The organism is Bradyrhizobium genosp. SA-3 (genome assembly GCF_004212635.1).
Lineage (GTDB): Bacteria > Pseudomonadota > Alphaproteobacteria > Rhizobiales > Xanthobacteraceae > Bradyrhizobium.
In genome coordinates, this window is the sequence record NZ_PSRT01000032.1 from 45,462 (window position 1) to 67,751 (window position 22,290).

General features: G+C 61.9%; 10 protein-coding genes. 3 read left to right on the forward strand and 7 right to left on the reverse strand.

What is annotated here, in order from left to right:
* Positions 1-58: 58 nt before the first annotated feature.
* The gene (ydiJ, locus tag CWO91_RS13560; RefSeq protein ID WP_130213907.1) at positions 59-3,091 is read left to right on the forward strand and encodes a D-2-hydroxyglutarate dehydrogenase YdiJ; all 3,033 of its coding nucleotides are present in this window, start codon (positions 59-61) and stop codon (positions 3,089-3,091) included.
* Between the two features lies 1 nt (position 3,092).
* Here the strand turns inward: ydiJ and CWO91_RS13565 are convergent, their stop codons facing one another.
* From CWO91_RS13565 to CWO91_RS13585, 5 genes are all read right to left on the reverse strand, one after another.
* Positions 3,093-4,016, reverse strand: coding sequence for an SMP-30/gluconolactonase/LRE family protein (locus tag CWO91_RS13565; protein WP_165405429.1), 924 nt, complete (start codon positions 4,014-4,016; stop codon positions 3,093-3,095).
* Positions 4,013-4,960, reverse strand: a complete 948-nt coding sequence (locus tag CWO91_RS13570) for an amidohydrolase family protein (protein WP_349643578.1) — start codon at positions 4,958-4,960, stop codon at positions 4,013-4,015. Before CWO91_RS13570 ends, CWO91_RS13565 begins: the two co-directional genes overlap by 4 nt.
* Before the next feature lie 88 nt (positions 4,961-5,048).
* Positions 5,049-5,810: an IclR family transcriptional regulator gene (locus tag CWO91_RS13575; protein WP_130213910.1), complete on the reverse strand. Its 762-nt coding sequence runs from the start codon at positions 5,808-5,810 to the stop codon at positions 5,049-5,051.
* Between the two features lie 597 nt (positions 5,811-6,407).
* On the reverse strand, positions 6,408-7,649 hold the full coding sequence (locus tag CWO91_RS13580) for a phospholipase effector Tle1 domain-containing protein (RefSeq protein WP_130213911.1): 1,242 nt from the start codon (positions 7,647-7,649) through the stop codon (positions 6,408-6,410).
* Between the two features lie 10 nt (positions 7,650-7,659).
* Entirely contained in the window at positions 7,660-8,991 is a 1,332-nt protein-coding gene (locus CWO91_RS13585; RefSeq protein WP_130213912.1) for a hypothetical protein, read from the reverse strand.
* 382 nt (positions 8,992-9,373) lie between these two features.
* Between CWO91_RS13585 and CWO91_RS45235 the strand changes: the two genes are divergently transcribed.
* Positions 9,374-9,715, forward strand: coding sequence for a hypothetical protein (locus CWO91_RS45235; protein WP_349643579.1), 342 nt, complete (start codon positions 9,374-9,376; stop codon positions 9,713-9,715).
* A gap of 663 nt (positions 9,716-10,378) precedes the next feature.
* A complete protein-coding gene (locus CWO91_RS13595) occupies positions 10,379-11,560 on the forward strand; it encodes a hypothetical protein (protein ID WP_130213913.1) in 1,182 nt (393 codons plus the stop codon).
* A 203-nt stretch (positions 11,561-11,763) separates the two neighbouring features.
* Here the strand turns inward: CWO91_RS13595 and CWO91_RS13600 are convergent, their stop codons facing one another.
* Both CWO91_RS13600 and CWO91_RS13605 read right to left on the reverse strand, forming a co-directional pair.
* Complete coding sequence (locus CWO91_RS13600) at positions 11,764-17,583, reverse strand: hypothetical protein (RefSeq protein WP_130213914.1); 5,820 nt, start codon at positions 17,581-17,583, stop codon at positions 11,764-11,766.
* Between the two features lie 12 nt (positions 17,584-17,595).
* On the reverse strand, positions 17,596-21,795 hold the full coding sequence (locus tag CWO91_RS13605) for a hypothetical protein (RefSeq protein WP_130213915.1): 4,200 nt from the start codon (positions 21,793-21,795) through the stop codon (positions 17,596-17,598).
* Between the last annotated feature and the right edge of the window lie 495 nt (positions 21,796-22,290).

Below are 22,290 nucleotides of genomic sequence, written 5' to 3' on the forward strand. Positions count from 1 at the left end.
CTCAAAAAGTGGAGCGCCGGCCGTCGGTTACGGCATTCAGCCGGCCCGGGGAGAGATCATGCTGCCACGCATTTCCGATATGCCGGCCCCTGCTCCGTTGCATGCCGAGCTCCTCGCAGAGCTTCGCCTGCGCGGGTTCGAGGGCGATCTGATGCCTGATTATGCCGATCGGATCGTCTCGGCGACCGACAACTCGATCTACCAGCTGCTTCCGCAACTCATCGCTTTTCCGCGCAACGTCGACGATCTGGTGCGCCTTGCGCGTGTCACGGCGGACGAGCGCTTCAAGACCATCGTGTTCGCGCCACGCGGCGGCGGAACCGGCACCAACGGCCAATCGCTGACTGAAGGTCTGGTGGTGGATGTCTCGCGCCACATGAACCGCATCCTCGAAATCAATCCCAGAGAGCGCTGGGTGCGGGTGCAGGCAGGCGTCGTGAAGGATCAGCTCAACGCGGCGCTGGCCGAACACGGCCTGTTCTTTCCGCCGGAGCTCTCCACCTCCAATCGCGCCACGATCGGCGGCATGATCAGCACGGATGCGAGCGGCCAGGGCTCATGCCTGTATGGCAAGACGCGCGATCACGTGCTGGAGCTCACGACCGTGCTGCTGGACGGCACGGTCTGGACCTCGCGCGCAATCGAGGACGAGGAACTGCGGCACATCAAACGGCGCGACGACCGCGTCGGCGCGATTCATCGGCTGGTCGACGCGATCCAGCGCGAGCAGGCGGACCTGATCGCGGCTCACTTTCCGAAGCTGAACCGCTGCCTGACCGGCTACGACCTCGCGCACATCCGCGATGAGCGCGGACGTTTCAACCTGAATTCGATCCTTTGCGGCAGCGAAGGCACGCTGGCGCTGATCGCCGAGACCAAGCTGAACGTGGTACCGATCCCGAAACACAGCGCGCTGGTCAATGTGCGCTACGGCAGCTTCGACGCCGCCTTGCGCGATGCGCAGGAGTTGATCCGGTTCGGCGCGGCCTCGATCGAGACCGTGGACTCCAGGGTGCTCGGCCTCGCACAGGACGATGTGATCTGGCAGTCCGTCCGGCAATATTTTCCCGAGGATGACGGACAGCGCGCCAGGGGCGTGAACCTCGTCGAATTCGTCGGCGACGTCGAGGCCGATGTCGAGACGTCAGTTCGCAAGGTGAGCGATGCGCTGGCGTCCACCGGGACAGCGCGCGGCCGCCGCGGCTTCACCGTGGCGCGCTGCGAAGCCGATGTCGGCGCGATCTGGGACATGCGGAAAAAATCGGTCGGCTTGCTCGGCAACATGCAAGGCGACAAGCGGCCGATCCCCTTCGTCGAGGACACCGCCGTCCCGCCGGAACACCTCGCCGACTACATCGCCGAATTCCGCGCCGCGCTCGACGCCCGCAACCTCACTTACGGCATGTTCGGCCATGTCGACGCCGGCGTGCTGCATGTGCGGCCGGCCATCGACATGAAGGATCCGGCACAGGAGTTGCTGATCCGGGAGATCACGGAAGAGGTCGTCGGGATCACCAAAAAGTATGGCGGACTGCTGTGGGGTGAGCACGGCAAGGGCGTGCGTTCCGAATTCTCGCCGCGCTTCTTCGGCCCGCTCTATCCGACCCTGCAATCGATCAAGGCCGCCTTCGATCCGCACAACCAGCTCAATCCGGGCAAGATCGCCGCGCCCGAGAATGGAAAGCTGCTTGCAATCGACGGGCTGACGACGCGCGGCCAACTCGACCGGACCATCCCCCGCTCCGTTCGTGCCGCCTATGACGAAGCGCTCCACTGCAATGGCAATGGCGCATGCTTCAGCTGGGACGCGGATGAGGCGATGTGTCCGTCCTACAAGGCGACGCGTGATCGCCGGCATTCACCGAAGGGCCGGGCCTCGTTGACCCGCGAATGGCTGCGCCAACTGGCGGCGCGCGGCGTCGATCCCGTTGCCGAAGCGGCTCGGCTTCGCAGTGGCGCGCCGTGGCGGAATTTTCCCGCGCGGTTGCGCAACACGTGGTCCGGTGCGCCCGACTTCTCGCACGCCGTGATGGATGCGATGGACGGCTGCCTCGCGTGCAAGTCCTGCAGCGGGCAGTGTCCGATCAAGGTCGATGTCCCCACGTTCCGGGCAAAATTCCTCGAGCTCTATTACGGCCGCTATCTGCGCCCGCTACGCCACCACATGGTCGCTTCACTGGAAGCGATGCTGCCGATGCTCGGCAAGATCGGGTGGCTGTACAATCTGCTGCTCGACAATCCAGCGGGTCGCGCCGCGATGCGGACTATCGGCCTGGTGCACACGCCAAAATTCTCCGGTGCTTCGTTGCGACGGGAACTGGCAACGCGTGGAATCGCAATGGCAACGCCCGCGACACTAGCCGCGCTGCCGGCCGAGCAGCGCGCGCGCAGCGTGGTGCTGGTGCAGGACGCTTTCACGAGCTGGTACGAGACGCCTGTCGTGCTGGCGGTGCTCGATCTGATGCAGGCGATCGGCTTCAAGCCGTTCGTCGCGCCCTTCCTGCCGAATGGCAAGCCACTGCATGTGCATGGCTTGCTCGGCGCTTTCACTCGCACGGCATCGCGCAACGCCGCCATGCTGCGCGAACTTGCCGCGGCCAGCGTCGAGCTCGTCGGCATCGACGCTTCGATGACGCTTACCTATCGTTCGGACTACACCATGCTGGCGGAAGCGGACCGTCCGCCACCGGTGCTGCTAATCCAGGAATGGCTCGCCCGTCACCGCGATGCGATCCCCGGAAAGCCCGGCGCCAGCGACGAATATCTCTTGCTGCCGCACTGCTCGGAACGATCGCTCGCCGTATCCAGCCTGAAGGATTGGCAAGCAGCGTTCGCAGCGGCGGGCGCGACGCTGCGCGTGCTGCCCTCTGGCTGTTGCGGTATGGCGGGGACCTATGGCCACGAGGCTGAGCACCGCGCCACCTCAGAGCAGATCTACGCGATGAGCTGGAGCCAACAGGTGGCGCGATGGGCGCAGAGCGGCCGCCTTCTCGCCACCGGCTACTCCTGCCGATCGCAGGTCAAGATCGTGGATGGACGGGCCCTGCGCCATCCCGCGCAGGCTCTGTTGGCTTGCTTGCGCCGACGCTGACCTAGTCGGCATGCGAGAACATCGGCAGGCCCGGTGTCTCGAGCTCGGCGCGGATCAGCGTTCCTGTACGGCTTTCAGTGATGAACAGGCTTTTGCGCTCCGGTCCGCCAAACGCGAGATTGGTGTTGCCGACGCCGGCGCAGGACACGATGCGATCGAGCGGCTCGGCCAAAGGCGACAACCGCCACACCGAACCGAAGCCGGTGTGACAAACCAGCAGATTGCCGCCACTGTCCAGCGCCAGTCCGTCGGGGCCACCGGGGCCACCATGGAGATGCGAGAAGATGCCGACCTTGGTCGTCAGGCCGCTGGCCGGCAACGGCACGCGCCAGATCTGGTTGGCGCGCGTCACCGCGACGAGCAGAAAACTCTCCTCCTGATCGACGACGATGCCGTTCGGACTGGGGATCGTATTGATCAGGCACGTCAGCCGGCCATCGGGCGTCAGCTTCCAGACCCGTCCCGTCGGATCGTGCATCCCTGTCTGGCCCTGGTCGGTGAAATAGAGATTGCCCGATGGCGCGAAGACGAGATCGTTCGCGCCCTTGAAGCTCTCGCTCGCCGCCGTCTCCAGGAACGGCGTTACTGTGCCGGTCGCGGGATTGAGCAGCATGATCCCGCGCTTGTAGTCGGTGATGAAGATGCGGCCGTCGCGATGAATCTTCAGGCCGTTCGGCCAGCCGTCATATTCGGTCACGAGCTCCCACGCGCCATCCGCGCTGACGCGGAAGATGCGGCCATACGGAATGTCCGCGACATAGAGGCGTCCCTGGCGATCGAAGGACGGACCTTCGAGGAAGGAGTCGATCTCGCGGCCGCCCTGGTTGGCATCAGCCCAGGATGTGCGACGGGGTTTGCGGAACTGGTCCGGAAGCCGCGTGAAGATGGTCGTCTCGATGCGGCGCGGCGGGTTGAAGAATGTCATTGGACACCTCGCGCAAAGCCGTACAGCTCGGCCGGATTGTCGACGAGAATGCGCTTGAATGCAGCCTCTCCCGCCCATTGATTGAAGAGATCGAACAGCCGCGCATCGTCCGGCTTCTGTTCCCTCTCGGAAGGATGCGGCCAATCGCTGCCCCAGACCAGTCGCTCGGGCGCAGCCTTGACGTAGGCTGCTGCAACTGCGCCGGCATCGGCAAAGTCGGGGGCGCCCTGCTTGCTCGACACGTAGGGGCCGGACAGCTTGACCCAGGTCCTGCCGCGGTCGAGCAGGCCACGGATGACCTTGTAAGGCGCGCTTGCCAGACCGTCCGGTTGCGGCACCTGCGCCAGATGATCGAACACGAGCCGCCCGGGCAACGCCGCGAGCAACTCCGCATTGTCCTCGATCTGCTTGGGACGCATGTTGATCTGGCAGTGCCAGCCGAGATCGGCCAGCCGCGGGGCGAGCAGTTTGAGCGAGCCGACCGACAGCACGCCGGGAAAGCCGAGATTGAAGCGAACGCCGCGGACACCCTGCGCGTCGAGCTGCCGCATTTCTTGATCCGAGACGTCCTCGGCCACAACGGCGATCACGCGAAAATTCTCGGCGCCCAGTGCGTGTCGCGATGCGATCTGCAGCCGGTTGTCCGTCCCGTAAGTTGAGGGCTGGACGATGACGCCGCGCGTGGTGCCGATCCGGCGCTGCAGAGCGCGATAATCGTCGGGCAAGGCGTCCTCGGGCAGCAAGGTGGCGCCCTTCATGACCGGATAGGTCTTGTCATACGTGTGAAAGTGGCAATCCGTGGCACCGGGCGGCGCAACGAAACGCGGCTTCTCCGAGCCGCTCGACCAACGAACCTCCTCCGCCCGCGCTGCCGTCATCGGCGCAACAGCGGTTGCAGCGAGGCCGGCCAGCACTGTCCTTCGCGTGAGCGATGCTGATGCCACGACGTTCGTCCTCCCCATTGCTTGTTATGGGGAGGCTTATAAGCCCGCCGCGGCGAAGCGGCAAGCTATAATGAAACGCCGTTTCGTTTCATGTGGAGGCGTTTGCCGGTCGGGCGGCGCTGCGCTTGCGCGGGCTTTTCCCCGCACCGGGCGGTGTGCCCCCGCATGCCAATGTCAATTTGTGCGCAGCCTCGACCAGCGGTCCCTTGACCTGCTCGGCCCGCGCCTCGGTCAGCCGGCTGATCGGGCCGGAAATGGCCAAAGCGCCGACCAGGGAGTCCGCAATGCCGAACACCGGCATGGCAAGCGCAGCGGCGTGAGGATCGGTAACACCAGACGTGAAGAGCGGCAGTTCATCGTCAGGACCAGGCGGACCGGCTTCGTACCGAAGCAGCGTCCGGGCGATGGCGGACTTGTCCATGGGCCTGGTATCGCCCGGCTGAACGGTCATCCTGATCCGGTTGGTGCTTTCCACGCGAAACAGGCAAAGCCTCTCCTCGCCATTCCGAACATAGAATGACGTCGTCTCCCCTGTCTTCGCCGCGAGTTGCTCGAGCACGGGCATGACATGATCGGAAAGACGGAATGCCTGTTGATAGGCGGTCCCGAGCCGCAACGTCTCGGCATCAAGCCGATACGAGCCGTCCGGCAGCCGCGCTAGTAGCCGGTATTGCTGGAGCGACAGAGCGAGCCGCAAGATCGTACTCTTCACCAGGCCGGTCCGTTCGGCCAGTTCGGCCAGGCTCAACGCGCGGTCGCCCCGACGGAACGCCGTCAATACCGCCAAAGCGCGTTCGGCGGCCGACACGCCCTTCAAGGCTGGCATCTTCTTCTCGGGTTGCTTAGCCATCTCGAGTCCTTTTCCGGCCACTTCCTACGTCATTCCAATGGAAGGTAGAAGGGGAGCACCGGAAGGCCCAGCAAACAGCGGACACGGCGTTCAAAAACGCAATAGAACGCACACAATCGCAGAATATCGTAGAAAATCGTGGAGCGGTGAAGCGCTCCGGCGCAAGTATTTCTATAGATTTTTCTTTTTAATTGCAGGCACTTACACCTGCCGGCCAAATTCCGTGTTGGACGCTTTGTTGGCCGTTTCATTGGACACTGCTTCGCGGGCTAAGTTGGCTCGTGTGCCGCTCGAAACTCGCTACTGCCCCCTAGGAAAACCGTGAAGTAGCGGTAACGCCTGTATCAGCAAAACGGCGCTCCCTCCCAACACGCTGGCCCCCACGACGAGCAAGGACAGGACGCGGTCTCGAAGTATCTCGTTGCTTGCGACGTCATTCGAATTTTGCATCGGTGTGCACCCGCTTTTTCGTGCGACGAAGGCGTCATAGACTGAGTCGCGGGATCGACGATCGGCGAAATTTGTCAGAAAATTAACTCGTGATTCACCGACTCGGGCACCGTCGGCTGGCCGGGCCACTGCAGCGGCTCTGCGCGGTCAGGTCTCAGCTGGCCCAGACGTTTGCGTTTCATTTTGAGGGCTCTCGCCGGCCTGGGGACCCTTCTCTGTCTTGGTCGGTTCGAAAAACGATTTCGCTTTTCGATGATTTTGCAAGGCGGCGGGCCTGTACGGACCGAAGCTCGTGTAGTTGCGTACCGATTTCATCGCGAGTCGTTCATAGACCGTCTCGTGAAGTTGCGCGGTGTCCGGCACGCTACGGACCGCTTTCGACCAGTGGAGCGCGGTCCCGCCCATCCCGACCATGCATTCGTCGTGCATCATTCCATCGGCCGACGGATAGAGCCGCAGCAGGCTCTTGTCGACGATCACGCGACCAGCCTCGGGTATCTTCTCGGCGATGAATTCCACCATCCAGTGGAGCGTGATGTCTGACAGCCGAGACTCGTTCTCAGGATAGCTTCCGCCGATGTCGGCGTGGTTACCCGCGAACCAGATCTGATCGAATTGCTCCGGCTCGTCCTGTCTGTCGGGCCACTTGACGGTCCCGCTCCCTCCCCATGGCACCCGCTTGAAGTCCTTCCGGCCTTCGTCGATCGATTGCAGATGCCGCGCGTACTGGACGTCTGAAGTGAAATGCCTATCGTACGCCCAGTCGGGAAAGAAGCGCTGCCACCCAATTGCAGCGACAGCATCCCAGATCCCGATGAAATAAGCGGAGGCACCCGCGGCGCGTCCGACTTCCGATTTGTAGGCGGAGCGGAACTGCTCCGCTCGCTTGTCCGCATCTGCCCCGTCCCGCGGCATTCCAAGCCAGTAGACGGAAGAGACCGCCTCCCTGGCGACCCGTCGCAACGATTTGGGATCGAGGCTGATGAATTCGCCATTCCGATCTTTCCGCGGAACGCCGCAAAGTTGGAGCACGTGTGCGAGACATCTGGCCGTGTAGGCCCCCCGACTGAATCCGAACAGATAGATGCGGTCTCCCGGCTCCCACACGCCAATGATTGCCACGTAGCAATCGATGATCTTCTTTGTGATTCCGAAGCCAAACATCTGTTGAACGGTCTCCTTGAGACGGTCCCAACCGTTGTCATGCCTCGGCGCCGGCGTCCCGATGCCGGGAACATAGAGTGCAAGCTGCTTCTTGGGGTCGATGATCGAGTCAGGCCCCGTCCGCGTCGCCCGGTATAGCTTATAGACGTTGGTTCGACTCTCGTCCGGCAAGAGGCCCCCCTCGTTTCCAGTACCATCAGCGAACAGCAGGATGTTCTTAGGCATGCCGCCTCCCTCAATTGACGACCGGCTCGAGCGATGTGTCAGCGACGACGATGCCGGTCGCATCCGTGAAGATCGCGGCGACATCCCTCGCCTGCTGTCGATACGCGTCGTAGGCGTCCTGCCCAATCAGCGGAATGGCTTCCGCCAGGCTTGTTACTTGTCCTTGCTTTTTCGCGACTGCGGCTGCCTTGAGCTTCTGTTCGTCGGTGCGAAGACTGGCGATGGAAGCGTTTAGATCGGAAATGTTGGTGGGCGTCACGAGCTTGCCGCCGATGTAGACGACCTGACTCAGCCCCACGATGCCAAGGATCGTGTTCGGGACGACGAACGTCGATAGCTGATTGACGCCCGCCGCGATCAATCCGCCGATCACCACAAGTCCAAAGATGAAGCTCTGGTACCGGTACACGTCGAAGACGCCGTCCGTAGAGAAAAAATCGCGCCACGTCGCGTTCGACGAGTCGACAACGGTCTTGGCCATCGGAATCCAGCCATGTCTGAGCAGCCATGCCCGATTGTCGGCCGATAGCGTATTGCGCTGGCTATCCGTGCCCTTGGCGATCGTGGCTCCGATTCCGCTGATGCCGAGCAGTGTCAAGATCGAGCCCGAGAGGTCCACCAAGGTCCCCGTTTGCAGCAGCAGCAGCGTGATCAGACCGGCGACTGCCAGCGAAAAGGCTAACGTCTGGAACGTCGAAAGACTGCCCTTCCCGTCCGGCCCCGCGGAGACCTGGGCGGGGTTCAATGCGCGGAGGAACGACGCGAACGTGTGATCCTGCTTGCGGAGCGCGAAGCCGATCCAGAGGTAGAGGATGAGCACCTCCGCGATGACGGCGAAAATACTGAGCCAGTACGGACTGAGCCTGACGCTCACTGACGAGACCCGCCAGGGGGATTGCCCGACTGGACTGTTGCAAGTGTAGAGATAGAGATCGACCCGGCTCCAGAACCAAGCCAGATCGTCTCCCATGTTGAGCGTGACGATGGTCTGATCGGGTTCGAGCAGATGCTTCTGGACCAACGGATCGGATTCCGTCGCGCGATGAGTGACCGCGTCCTGCCGCTTGAAGAGGTAGGTCTCATCGCCGTAGTCGATCCCGGCGAAGTATCGGACGCCGTCGACGAATGGCGCACGCACGCCGACGTCGACGCGCTGGTTCGTCGGCAGAAAATTCGTAGCGAGCACGATGGGGGCGCCAACCGGATTGCGCCCGGATCGAAGCTCTACCGCAAACTCGTTAGGCTTTACGCACTGCTTCTGCGGATCGCCGGGTATGGCCGGCTCGGCGCCCGCAAAGTCGGACTTCTGAGCTGCCTGGTCAGCGTGCGATTGATCGGGCATGGTAGCCGCCGGTTCTGGACCCTTGGGCGGCAGCGTCTGCTGCTGAGATTTGGCCGGCACGAGAGGGATGGCGCTCGCGAGTGCGATAGCGCACACCGCAAAGATGCGCGATCTAGACATTGCCCCCCCAAAAGCCGAACGATCAGGAAGCCATTTACCGATGGTTGCATCTCACTCGCAAGCCAACCATGCGGGATGGATGCCGTTGTCCCCGGCTAAGCGTGCCTTTCGGCTTCGGGGGGCTCATTCGCCATCGGCTTTTGGATCGACAACGCGCCAACTCCGGTGACCCGCCTAAAGTCCGGCCGGTCCGAGCGGTAGGAGGCTCAATCCAACACGGCTCTTCCTTGGGGGAAGAAGAATACTGTTTCAGCCTGTTGTTGTGTCGGTTGCTCGGGATAACCAGATTCTCACGGATGAGGAGGTTGGCGCCATCCTTCAAGCTGCGTGTGAAGTCGATCAGGAGCAAGGATTTGATGGCGATCTATATCGGATCGTCGTGTGTCTTGCCGCGACCGGCGCGCGGTATGCCCAGGTCAGGCGAATGCGCGTGGGCGACGTACAGGTTTCTGCACGGCGTCTGATGGTGCCGGGCTCCTACAAGGGGCGCGGCGGCAATGGCGGCTCAGACCCGGTCCCAGTGGGCGACGACGTGATTGAGGTGCTTTTGCCCGCAATCGCCGGGCGGCCAGGCGAGGTTCCTCTTTTCGAGCTGGATCCATGAACAGGAGCCGGGGGGCATCGCGTGGAAGAAGTCTGAACGCGGTCCGTGGAAAAGAGGCGAACTTGCACGTCCCTGGAAGGCCATTCGCGAGCATGCCGGTATGCCGGAGGTGATTCCCTATGCTTTGCGGCACTCGAGTATCGTGCGCGGTCTCCGAAAGGGCTTGCCCATCCAACAGGTCGCCAAACTGCACAACACCTCAGTCAAAATGATCGAGCGGCACTACGCGAAATATATTGCGACCGCCTTGGAAGACCTCGAAGGGCGGCAGTCGTGTCCTTGGTGCCGCGGAGTAATGGAAACGTGGTGCCGATGGGAAAACGCGCGTAAGGGATTATCCTTCGGTCTTGATCGAATTCATTCATCTGATGGCGCCGGTACCCCACGCGTTACCCGTGAGCTTCGCGATCACTTGAAAGCAAGAGTAAATAAGAGCGATTTTCGAAGCGAATTAATGATGCCTCGGGAGGGACTCATACGCAATCACCGACATGAGGAACCGCTGTTTATCCTTACCATGGTGGCTTAAGTGCTTGGCACGGTGCGGAGGTTCAGCGACCGCGTCCCTGGCACAATGTCGCCGCCGTCCGGGTGCAAGATGCCGTCATCCTGGAGTAGAATTGGTTCCATAGGTCGGCTCAAGGCCAACTTGGGAGCCCTGCATTGTCAGCTCTTGCCGAAGCGACGATCGACCGGTCAGCCAGTGTCCAGATCGTTGATCCCCGACTGCTGCAGCCAGGCGACATCATCATCTCGTCGGGATCTCGTTTCGAAAGCTGGCTGATCAGAACCGCCACCGCGCACGATGCAACTCACGTTGCTGTCCACATCGGATCAGGCATTGGCATCGAGGCCAATGACCCTGGTGTGGTGCCTGTCTACTTTCCGGCGATGGCCTACGATCGATCGGCTAAGCTGAGGGTGAAACGCCATAGCGGGCTTTCCCCTGACCAGCGAGAAAAGATCGTGCGATTTGTGGAGGCCGCACTCTATCGACCATATTCAACCAGAGGGGCAGTGGCGACGATCTTGCCCTTGCTTCGCAAGCAGAGTGATCCGGGCTATTTTTGCTCAATGCTCGTTGCCGCCGCCTACGCCTCGGTTGATTGCGCCATCAGCAGGAAAACTCCTTTTGAGACGACGCCAGGTCACATCGCGGAAGCAGATAATCTTGCCGATGCTCCAGACGTGATCAAGGATGTTCCCGCGTTTCATCATGGGGGCGTCGCTGGGGGGCTCCAGCGCGCGTACGAAGCGTACCTGGCCTCGGGCAATCATTTCGAGCGTTCAATCCTGCCTGAATTGCGGAAGATCTCACCTGTTTTTGAAGCGACCTTCAACGTGTTCGATACGGCGCTTCGCGTGGAAGGGCTGTCTACGTCATCTGAACGAGACGTCATTGACGGTGCGATCGCGCGGATATTTCGCTCTCTCGGTGAAAACGGCCATGCGTTTCCCTCGATTAGCATTGCGCGAACGTTCGGCCTGTCCGGAGGCAACCTCGCTGGCAACTTGATTTGGACAGCCGCCGACCTTCAGGAAGATGTGCACTTCCGCGTTTACGAGGACACGTTTTGGCAAGCGTTGATATCGGCTATGAGCTGGGAGCGCGATCGGCGCAACGCGCAGATCGCGGCTGTTACCGCTCGAGCAAAGGACACTCGGCTTCGCACCTACATTGCTTTGCTTGGGTGGGCCCTGCAGACAGTGAATGCCGAGAGGAAAATCGGGCGATTGGCGCACGCGGTTGTTTCCACTGACTATATGCAACAAAAACTTCAGCAGCTTGATCAACGGCAGAAATCTGATTTGGAGCTATCCAAAAAGGATGATCCAAAGTCCTGATCTCCAAGTCATTCGAACGGCACGAACTGCGGCCTGCCCTTCCGGGGCTGGGCGCTACCGACCGAGCACTCCCGAATTCAGATCCGCTTCTATGGCCGGAAGGGTCTTCGGCATCCGCTGGGATCTCGCCGGCAGTTTCAAGGGCCAGCACTTTTTGCATTATCACTTCTGCGAATTTGGCAAGGTGGCTCGTTTTGATAGATTCATTTCGCGAAGACAGGTGAATAGATTTCCATGATCTGCGCGGAGGCGTCAGACGGCTTCGTGTCGCCAAAGACTTGGAGGGGATCGATGTCCTCCAGGCTCTTCTCGGAAGGGAAGAACGACTTCCAGGGATCGTTTCTCCAAGCCGCGATCTGAGCGTCAGTAACCGAGGGATTGCCCGCGCGTGCCGTAAGGATTCGACCGATCAGATTCGAACCGTCGTCCAGTGCTCGCGGCGTACCGCGATCGAACCATGTCAATACCACGGCGCTCTTGACGGTGTCGTAGCCGGCTGCCGAATGATACAGACCCACATAAGCCTCTTCGTCGGTGCCTGAAACACTGGCGACCCGCTTCGTCACCAGCAACAGATTGAATAGGCCCTGATCGTCCTTTCCGCGCTTCGTCTTCAGGGCATCGGTTGCGAGCCAGGCGAACGCCTGACCTTTCGCTGCCAGGCGGAGTTGCTGATTCGAGCCAGGATCTACTGACAATTCGAGATTTCCCAGATCAACGCCGGCGGAACGGGCAAGCACCTGCATGTTCGGCAAGAATTGGGTCCAGCGCCCATCGGTCGCATCGGAGACCTGCGGGATCGTCGCGGTTCGGAGCTCACCGACCTTCGCATTGCTTTGAGACTCGATCGCGAAGTTGATTTCTAGCTCCGCCTCTGGAGGATCCTTGTTCTCGGCCAGATTCGGATCGTTGAACCACTGCGTCTGCCAGACGACCTCCCAGCTCTGGTTCTTCGGCTTGGCAAGCACGAGCAATTCGTACCAGACGTATTGCTCCGGACCTGAGGGAACGCGCGAAACTCGGCGCACCGCAATGGCGCGAAGATCGAATATCGCTTCGCCAACGACGAAACTATCCTTCATGTGCCGCGTCGTATCCTCCACGGAGACATTCCAGACGACGTCGTTGCGGCTGGCCTCGATCAGCACGGCCGCTTCGGCCTTCACAGTCCCCCCCGACGACAACTTGCCTGCCGCTCTGAATTTGAGCGATGCTGGCGTTGCAGTGGCCTCGATCGAATGGAGAGTAGCTCCGATCTGCGCGGTCCTGGATTTGATCGATGGTGCTGTGCTCCCGCTCCAGTAATCGCGGGTGCCTTCCGCTAGGACAAGGCGGCGGAATGCGATCTTCCCCATCCACCATCCGGCAGGATCCTGGGCCGCGAGGTCCGGTGCTCGCACGATGAAGGAACTGTTGAGAAAGAGGCCGGTCGCCGTTCCGGTATCGAACGAATGTCCCAGCGGACCCACCACCCCGAGCGGAACGGCGGTTCGCAGTTCTGCGACGCTCGTCGGCGTTTGTCCGGCTTTCTGCCCCAGGCCATAGGTTCGGCTCAGCGGATCTGGTCCCAACTCGGCTGCCGCTGCGACGGTCGAGGCGCCGCCGACCTCGAGTTTCTTGCGATATGCGTTCTCGACACCGGCCAGCATCCAGTCGGCGAGTCCGGCATGCTCGAACCAGGCGCCGTCAACGACCGCGAGGACTCCTGCGACCGGCGATGCATTGCCATCGCGCAGCGCGCGCGTGAGCGGGATCAACGCCCGGATACCGGGCTTCGGAACCGTGTCGGGTACCGCTGCCGGCCGCCCAATGCGGAACCAAGGCGTTTCCCATTTGCCGCTCGTGCTCTGCCACTTTGCCGCTCGCGAGGCGACGCTCTGTCGGGCGGCCTGATAGGCCGCCACGTATCGATTCGATGCAACAACGCGGAAACGCATGTATCGCGCGATGTCGGTCCGGCTGGGAGAGCGCAGTGCGATCCGCGTTGAAAGCGGCGTGCTTGTTGGCGGCGTTGCCTGCGCATTGACCTGTTCGTTGATCGGTAGCGACGCAGATTCGTCATCCAGTGTCTCGTCCAGGCGCTCCGCGAAACCCTCCACATCCCAGAGCAGCGCGTACTCAGCCGCCGACGGCGGTGGCGACATGAGTGGGTCCTGCGGATCCTGCTTCGGGAAGACATTGAGGTTCGCGATCTTGTCGAATGGAAATGGCGATAGCGGACGGCCGGTCCATCGCCATGCCTGCGAGCCGACCGTGATGCTGCCGATCGCATCCGCAGTTGCCGAGGGCGCGCGCTTGAACTGAAGGCGGATGTCTCCCTGGCGCTCATCTGCTGCATCGAGCACGTCGCCGACAATGCTGCCAGCAACCGCCGCACTCACCTCAACGTCGGAAGGAACCGTGAACGAAGCCGCCTCCACCGCGAACGTATGTGTCGAGAACAGGCGATACCGGACGCCGCCCATGCCCATCACGACGGCCGCAGCGTCACCGTCTCCGATCGAGACACGGCGAACACTATCGTCGAAACGCCGGCTTCCGGCCGGCGCGAGCTTGTCGACAAACAGCGCGTCATCAATGCCGGCGAACAGCCGCACGATCACGACATCGCCGGGCGCGCTCCACACGGTCTTCGTCGTCTTGTCAAACAGCGGCTTGCTACGATCGCTGCTGAGCTTGCAGATCACCTCAATCGGCAGTCGGCCAGCGGCAAAGGGTTTTGTCGGGTCCATACCTGGCTGCCATTTCCACGTCCATTCGAACAGTTCGGGCTTGTGGCTGGCTATGGCATCGGCCGAGAGCGCGCCGTCACGCCGCGCCCGGGTCACCGAAATCGCCAGCGCACCGACAGCCGGATCCTGCAGATCGAGCATTTCCTTGATCGCCTCCACCTCGGCACGCAGCCGCGTCTCGGCCGCAGTGTCATGTCTGGCGATTGCATCACGCAGTGCAATCTCGCGCTCGTGCAATTCGGCGGTCTGTTCAAAGTGGAAACTGCGCACCCCCTTGCGGAATTCCCTGAGCGACTTCCTGTCGCCTTCGGACAGCGTCGCCTCGTCGAAGGCGATCCATCGATCGAAATCCTCGAGCGTCGTCACCGGCGCGGCGACCTGCAGCCTCAGTTCGCCGCAATCGACGTTTTCCGGCTTGACGACAAGCGCATCGCCGTTGGTATCGGCGAGCAGCAGCGCCGTTTTCATCTTCAGCGCGCGCACGACTCCCGGCTTCGCCCAGGGCTCGACGGTCTGCGGGGGAACCAGTATCTCCTCGGCGACCAGTTTCGTATCGCGGGGCGGGACCATGGGATGAAACAATTTCCCGGCCCGCTGTGCCGCCGCGTAGAACGGCGCGACGCGGAGCGACCCGATGCCGGTTCGCCGGACATAGGAAAAGCGGCGCACAATGGCGCTATTGGCAGGAAACAAATCATCCTTCAACTTCGCCGGATCCAGCAGTCCCGGAAAATCGTCTCGCCGTACTTCAACCGGCAATCCGCCCTGGTTCGAGATTCCGAAAGGGGCGATTTCAAAGGTGGCGCCATATGCCAGGAACGGCAGCAGCGTCTCCGGGGGTGGGTTATCCTGAACGCTCGGCTGGATCAGGCGGGCGATGCGCGGGTGCGGATCGTCTTCCGGCTGAGGTTCGGTTTCGACGTCGGCCTGGCTATCGCCGACGACGGGACGATTATCGTATGTCACGATCGCCTGCGGCATCCTGCTCGTGTAGGACACCGGCATGGCCCCCATTACCGCGCGCGATGCGGTGGCGAACGTCACGGGCGTCGGCGTACCACTGTCGGGATCGAGTTCGGCAAAGCATGCGGTGAGACAACGCCAGGCATCAGCAGGCTGGCTCCGCCGCATGAGCAGGCCAAATCCGGCGAGATTCTCGTTGAAGTCCGGCGTATCGCCGGAACCAGTGACCAGCCGGTCGATCTGCAGCATAACGCCGTGAGCGTCGGCGCACAGATCGCCGATCAGGAGTGTATCACTGCCGCTTTCCTGATCCGGTTTCTTGAACCAGTCCTGCATGCGCGATCTGGCAGCCTCGTCGACCGCCTTGCCCAGGATGGCGCGCGCAGTTGCGGGGAGCCGCCCCATCCGGCCGTAATTGTCCTGATAGGCTTGTTCGAGCGGCGGCGGACTGCCGTCGCTCTCACAGGCCGTTCCGTGCAAATAGCGTGTGATGGCCTCTCGGATATTTCCCGGAGCGGCGTTCGAGCCCGACAAGACCTCCGTGTCAGGGATTGTGGGGTCGCTGGCTTTCTTCCAGATGCCTTCCTCGGCGCCCCAAGGCAGATCGATATTGGCCTTCTTCAGTATCTCCACCAGACGCAAGCCGCGGTCGAACAATGCGGAGAAGGCTCCCTCGGCCGCCGAGAGCCATGCCTCATATTTCGCCCCCGCTGGTGCCGACTTGCGCCAGATTCCGATTTGCAGGGCGGCGGCAGCAGCTGGCGCAGTGGCGGCATCGATTGCGCGTCGCAACGGCGCCGGATCGAAGGCGCCGCTCGCCTGTGCATCGATGGCGACGCGCACTGCTAGCTCCTTCAGAAACTCCGATCCTGCGGATAAGTTGAGGACCGGCCCGATCACCCTCGCCAGCATGCCGAGCCATTCTGCGCGCTGACTGTCGCCCGCCCCCGCGCGAAACGCGTCCCTGAAATCCTGGTCGCCCTTGCTGACGCCGTCAGCAAGCGTTTTGAGTTCTTGCTCCGCGAGCGGCGTGCCGGGTCCGTTCTCGGTAATGATCCTGTTCACCCGCTCAAGGATCGCCGCGTGAACTGGTGAGCCATTCGGACCTTTCAGCACGGTGCCCGACGCGGCTACGACGCATCCCGGTCCCAACGAGTCGCGCAATGCCATCAGCGCGGCTTCCGCCAGCCGGGTTGCGCCGTCCAGCCGGTCCGTCTTAGCAAGGGCAGCCGCAAGGGGCGTACCTGCTGCCTTGACGTCGTCCTCCACAGCTTGCAGAAGCAACCGGGACAGATCGAACGTATCGGCCAGTTGCTCGGGCAGTCGGGCCAGCCAGTCTTCAAAGCCGATTCCGTCCCGGCTGTCGTTGGATCCCGAGTGCGTTCGCTTGACCCACAAGGTCTCGCGGTCAAGGAAGCTGGCGCTGCTGGTAAGGTCTTCGCCGAGGTCGAGCGCACGGCAGAGGACCTCGATTTGGTGGCCGCCAAAATCCGTCTTGTAGGGAATGCTGGCGATGACACTCGGCGACACCAATTTCCAATCGACCGCCGGATTGGCCGCATCGCCGAACTTCGGCTCGAGTTCTGTTGCCGCGGCGCGCGGTTTGAAGCGCGGTGCCGCGATCAGTAGGACCGTCTGTCCGCCCTGCGCAGCCTTGATCGAAGTGAGTTGCACGAAGCGGACAAGATTCAACTTCCCATGCGGAACCGGTGCAGGCAGCGACGCAAGGCCCGCAAGGAACGCCTCGTACCGGAAGTTTGGCGTCGCATCATCGATCTCTTCGATCTGCTGTCGTCCACCTTTGGTATCGTCCCAACCGATCAGCTTGAATGGCTCGACGATGTTGAACTGATCGGTATGCTTCGGAGCGTTGGCTGACACGAGATCCTTCAATGCCGTGTAAAGTAACGCTCGCAAGCTCGCATCGGTGAGTTCGAAATTTGCTTTGTGCGCCTGATCGGGATCGGTCGGGAGGGGCAATGCGGCAACCGTGAATCCGTTCGGGTCAATGTCGTTCGGATTGGGCGCCTGCTTCGGCGGCGCGGTCGCCCACAAGAAGGAGAATTCAAGCTGGCCTCCGAGCCAGGGGAACAGGGGACCGGCGCCTTTCGCGAGATCATCGAGATATCGGTCGAACCCGGCGTCACCGGGCTCCGGCACTTCCTTGCCGCGCACGGCGTCAAAGAGACTCTTAAGCTTGGCGTTGAAATCGTCGGGCGACTCTCCCGTCGACGGTTGGACAGCCGCTCCCGACACTCGTACCCCAACGGTCGGCTTGGCGTTGTCGCCCGGAGTTCGCAAAACGTCGCAAAACAGAACGAATTTCATGAAACGCTCCGGTCAGGCGAAATTATCCAGATGCTTTCCGGACGCGGCGGCGCCGCTGCCTTTCTTGAGATAATAGGTCACGCCCTGACGAACCTTGATTTCGCAGCACCAGCAAATCTTGAAGCTAACTTCGATGGTTCCGCGTCCGATTACAGAGCCGTCGTTCTGATAAATCAGTTCGAGCAGCAGATAGAGGCCGATGTTGAAGCGGCCCAAAATCACGATGCCGCCGCGCACCAGGAAGATGACTGCGATCGAAAAGCTGGAGCCACCGCCGCTGTCAAACTCGACGTAGGCTCCCACCATCACGTAGACGAAGCCGCGACACGGGCCGAACGCGAAGTCGAGACCAAGGCCCGCCGTCAGCCCAACCGACACATGGCTGATCAGCCTGCCGGACGAAGGGAAGTATCTAGCGCTGGTCTGGAGCCAGCCGCCACCGACTAGGATCCATACGCGAAGCACGAAAGGCTCGCTCTTTAGGCCGAGGGCAAGCGTCGTTCCCAGCGCGAAATCTCCGCGCTTGCCACCGGTGCCCTTGATCACCAGCAGTTCGAAGGAAGCCGAGAACCGCAAGCCGGTGACCGAGAAGGCACCAAACGACAGCGGCGGTAGCGGCAGCACGATGCGGGCCGCTAGGCCCGCGGGCATCCCTCCGTCCTCGAGCATCTCGAGAAAGAATCCCGAATTCGGCTCGCTGAACGACTTTATCAGGTCTGAGAGGAACTTGATTGCCTTGTCGAGGCGAACGCGGGTCGGATCGATGTCGACGTTGAGTCCCTTTCCGTTTTCGAAGAACACGCGGGTCTGCTCCAATGTCACGAGCGGCGTTCCGCTGAAGGCGAGTTCCCAGTCGCCTACCACTTCGCCCTTGGTGGTGCGGCGGGTCACACCGTCGAGACCCACCGCAAGATCGGCCAATGCGTCGAACTGCGCTCCCACCACCGACAGTTTGAGAGGACCGAACTCGAACACCTCCGATCGGCTCGGAAACGGCGCCTTGGCCTCAGCCTTCGCCCATGCGGTGAGGCTCGCCTTATCGAAACCGTGGGTCACTTTGACATTGTCGTTGAGCGATGGCAGGCGGATATTCTTGAACAATCCGTCGAGTTTCAGCCCGCCGAGGTCCGGAAACAGTTTCCCGAAATCGTAGTTCTCCATTCCCTTGGGGATGAGCTTGTCGAGGAACTCGTTCGTGGGTACCCGAATGCCGAGCGCCTTGAGGTCGTCCCCCAATCGGTTCATCAGCGCGACAACGGGAGAGCTTTGCACGGCGTCGCGCGCGTCGTCGAAGAAGTACGCGATCCGCTCGCGGTTGAATTTCAGGTTGGGCAGAATCGGTGACGAGCCGGCGGCGCGGATCAGTGCAAGCGTCTCGCTCGGATTTTGGAAACTCGGCGCGTTGGACAGGCGCTTGTAACCTTCCTCGAGGACTCGGACGTCATCTGCGAGTTCGGGCGGAATCTTATCGCGAAGGCCCTGCGCAATGTCGGCCGCGCCTTGCTTGATCCGGTCAGATGCGCTGGCAATAGCGGCCGCTAGGTTGCCCGCCTGCCCTTTCAGTTCGGCCACCGCCTTGTCGACCGCCTCAACAAGCTTCGTCTCCAGTTCGCTGACGGTCTTGTTGGCGCCCTGAGCGGCATCATTGAGGGCAGTTTCGAGCTTTGCTTCCTGGGTGTCGATCTCAACGCCGACCTCGTCGAGCAGACCGCCGATCGCGTTCAGAACAGCCGTCGCAGCCTGGTCCACCTTGGCCTTCAGGTCCGCCGCCCGCTTGGCCAGATCCTGCAGTTCGGTCCTTACGTTCTTCTTGATGTCATCAACGCTCAACGCTGCATCGAGGCAGATCGTGTGAATGCGATCGAGTGTGGCGTCATAGTCCGCCTGGAGATCAGACCGGAACTCCTTGAGCGCGGTCTCTGCAGCTTCGGCCAGTTTCGCAGCCTCGTCAGTGAGCGCCTGCATGGCGGCCGCTGCCGTGGCAACCTTGCCGACGGCATCATCGATCGCCGTCTTGATTCTCGCTTTCGCGTCCTCGATCGCTACGCCGGTCTTGGTTATGTCCGCCACCGCCGCATCGTGAAAGTTGACGAGCGTGGTCCGGAGGTCGGCGAGGAAATCCAGGACTCTTTTCGTGCCAGATGCGAGCAGCGGCCGGTCTTTGATTTCCCTTGGCAGTCCGCGACGTCCCACCTTGTCGACCGCATCGAGCGCAGTTAGCGCCTTTGCGTGGTACTCTTCATAGAGATTGACGAGCGAGCGGAAATCGGCCTGCGTCGTGATCCCGTCGATCTTCTTTTTGAGGGCGTCGCCATCTTGCTTGAGGACTTGGCTCGCGGAGTCGATCGCGCCACGGAAGTTCCTGATGCTCTGATCGAGTTGGCCCAGCCCCGAGCCGACCGCGTTGATGGCGCTGAAGATGGTGAGGCGGACCGGTGCCAGGGTCTCCTCGATCCGGCGCGCCAGGACCTCCGCGGTCCGGACGGGAGCGTCGGATGCTAGAAATTCGTCCAGCCGAAGGACAACGGCATTGACCTCGCCTACGAGCATGTCGAGCCGCGATAGGAGGGATTTCCCGATCTCCGTCGCAATGCGCGCCTTGACGTCCTTGGAGGCATCGGTCCACCCCGACTTGGCGCCCGCCAGATTATCTTTTGCCCGGCCGACCGCAGCGGTGATCGCGCCGCGCACCTTGGCGGCTTCGCGATGAATGACGTTTTTGATTTCGCCGAGCCGGTCGATCTCGGCGTCGAGAGCAGCCTCAATTTCGTCCTGGGTCTTGCCGACCGCGCCGAGCAAGTTGCCCAGCACAGTGCGACCTTGCGACACGGCGTCTCCGAGAACCGACTCCAGCCGGCGCGCTTCGCCGAGGATTCGCTCCAGTTCCTGGCGAAGCGCAAGTGCCTGTCCCGGGGCGCCTCCGGAAATTCCGGTGGGTTGGGAACGCGAGACGGTGATGGTCTCGAGCACCGCCGCAATCGGCTCGCCGCTGCTGCGTGTCGCGACGAGGTTGGCCGCGGCACCTTCCGTTTCGATGTCAAAAGTGCCGCCGACATGCATCGGGTCATGCATGATATCGTCGGCAGCCGTTCCGTCCGGATTGCCGGGATCAAGGTCGGGCGTACCGACCGGCGCAGGCGAGGGAGCGTTGTCGAAGTCGATGCCTTCGCGTGCCGGCCAGAGATTGGGATTGTCGCCGTCCTCCTTGCGGGTTGAGGTGAAGAACACGAACTGGTACGGCTTGGCGCTTCGTCCTGCAATCGTGGCGGCCGCATCGGTATGAGCGCCCGTGCAATGCACGCGAAAGTCCGGCTTTGGATAGATGTCCGGATCTTCGCCTTCGCGCCACAATGGTACGATCCAGCCCTCCGGAACGTCATGCCCCCAGCGACTATCGATGGGAATGCGCAACGTGCGGAATACGCAGGCTTCGTACAGAGCGCGCTTCTTCACGTTGGTGCCGGTCTCGGGGAACGGGCGTTCGGGTTCGAGAATGTCGACATACTCACGGACCTTGCGCAGCACGGGACGGCCGAAATGCTGTCCGGCCTGCTGTTTTGCGAATTGATCCGGCGGAAGCACCGTGCGCTCATAGACGACGACGTGCTTGGCAACGTTCCAATGCCGGGCAATGCGGCCAATCCGCTCAACGGCATAGGTATGTGTGCGACCGAAACTGGTGTCGGAGACGATACGTGTCTTGCCGTTGGCGAAAAATGCACGCACAAAGCCGGAGCCACCTAACGCAGAGAAGCCCGGATTGACGATCTGGCCGCGTGTGCTTGATGGTGCCGCGGCCACCTCATCATAGATGTTTTTCGACTCGAAGCCCCAGGTCGCGCCTCCCTTGAGTTTGGTTGAACTGCTATCGGGTTTCCATGGTTCTGGATCGATGTCGGCAGCGCTGGCTGCGGCCCCCCCGACGCGAAGAACGAAGGCAACCTTGTCGGGAGATTTGTCCTCGAGCGAGAGTGGATCGTCACTTGCTTCGCGATAAGCCTCGAAGAATCCGATGCGTGTATTCCACGCCTTTGTGACGGACGCGGATAGGTCGCGAAACCGATCGTAGAGTTCGGCTTCGACCAACGGCTGAAGCGACTGGAGGTCTTTGGCTTCCGTGCCGTCGAGCAGTGATCGTGTGATCCCACGCGGACGTGCCGGCAGCGGATCGCGCACCCCTCCGACACGCGAGCCGAGCTCGGCCAGCCGCAACGCGGGTGCGGTGAAGCGCGCGGCGAGACCATAGAGAAACTCGAAGCGCGCCGTGTCGAGACCGGCGCCTGGAGCCCGTTGTCCCGCAAAGCCGAGCACGCGGCGCAGGTTCCACGGGGCTTCCGCGTAGCGCTGCTTGAAATAAGACGAGCGCAGGCGCAGCCGGGCGGTCGTGCCGAGACGGAAATCGATCGTCTGTTCCGCCCCCTGCTGCGATATCGTTGGCCAGGGATTGCCCTTCTCCGCCGCCTCGCCCGTCGCCTGCGGCGGTAGGAAGAGGTCGAAGCCGTTGGCGATCCGAGCGATATCCCAGTGTGATCCTTCGAGTTCCGAAGTCTGCCAGTTGGCGATTTCGCCGTCGTTCTCGGCAACGTCCTCGCTCGCAAGTTCGAAGGCCGGAACGTCGACGAGCGCTACCGTCATCGGCTCGCGGTCGATGACGATCGTACGGTAACCGTCGCTTGCGCCCTTCGAGGCACGCCGGTGCAGCGTGAG

Excerpts from the sequence above, each read along its gene's own strand:
- ydiJ (WP_130213907.1), top strand. The coding sequence starts at position 59 with ATGCTGCCACGCATTTCCGATATGCCGGCCCCTGCTCCGTTGCATGCC.
- CWO91_RS13565 (WP_165405429.1), bottom strand. The coding sequence starts at position 4,016 with ATGACATTCTTCAACCCGCCGCGCCGCATCGAGACGACCATCTTCACG.
- CWO91_RS13575 (WP_130213910.1), bottom strand. The coding sequence starts at position 5,810 with ATGGCTAAGCAACCCGAGAAGAAGATGCCAGCCTTGAAGGGCGTGTCG.
- CWO91_RS13580 (WP_130213911.1), bottom strand. The coding sequence starts at position 7,649 with ATGCCTAAGAACATCCTGCTGTTCGCTGATGGTACTGGAAACGAGGGG.
- CWO91_RS13585 (WP_130213912.1), bottom strand. The coding sequence starts at position 8,991 with ATGCCCGATCAATCGCACGCTGACCAGGCAGCTCAGAAGTCCGACTTT.
- CWO91_RS13600 (WP_130213914.1), bottom strand. The coding sequence starts at position 17,583 with ATGAAATTCGTTCTGTTTTGCGACGTTTTGCGAACTCCGGGCGACAAC.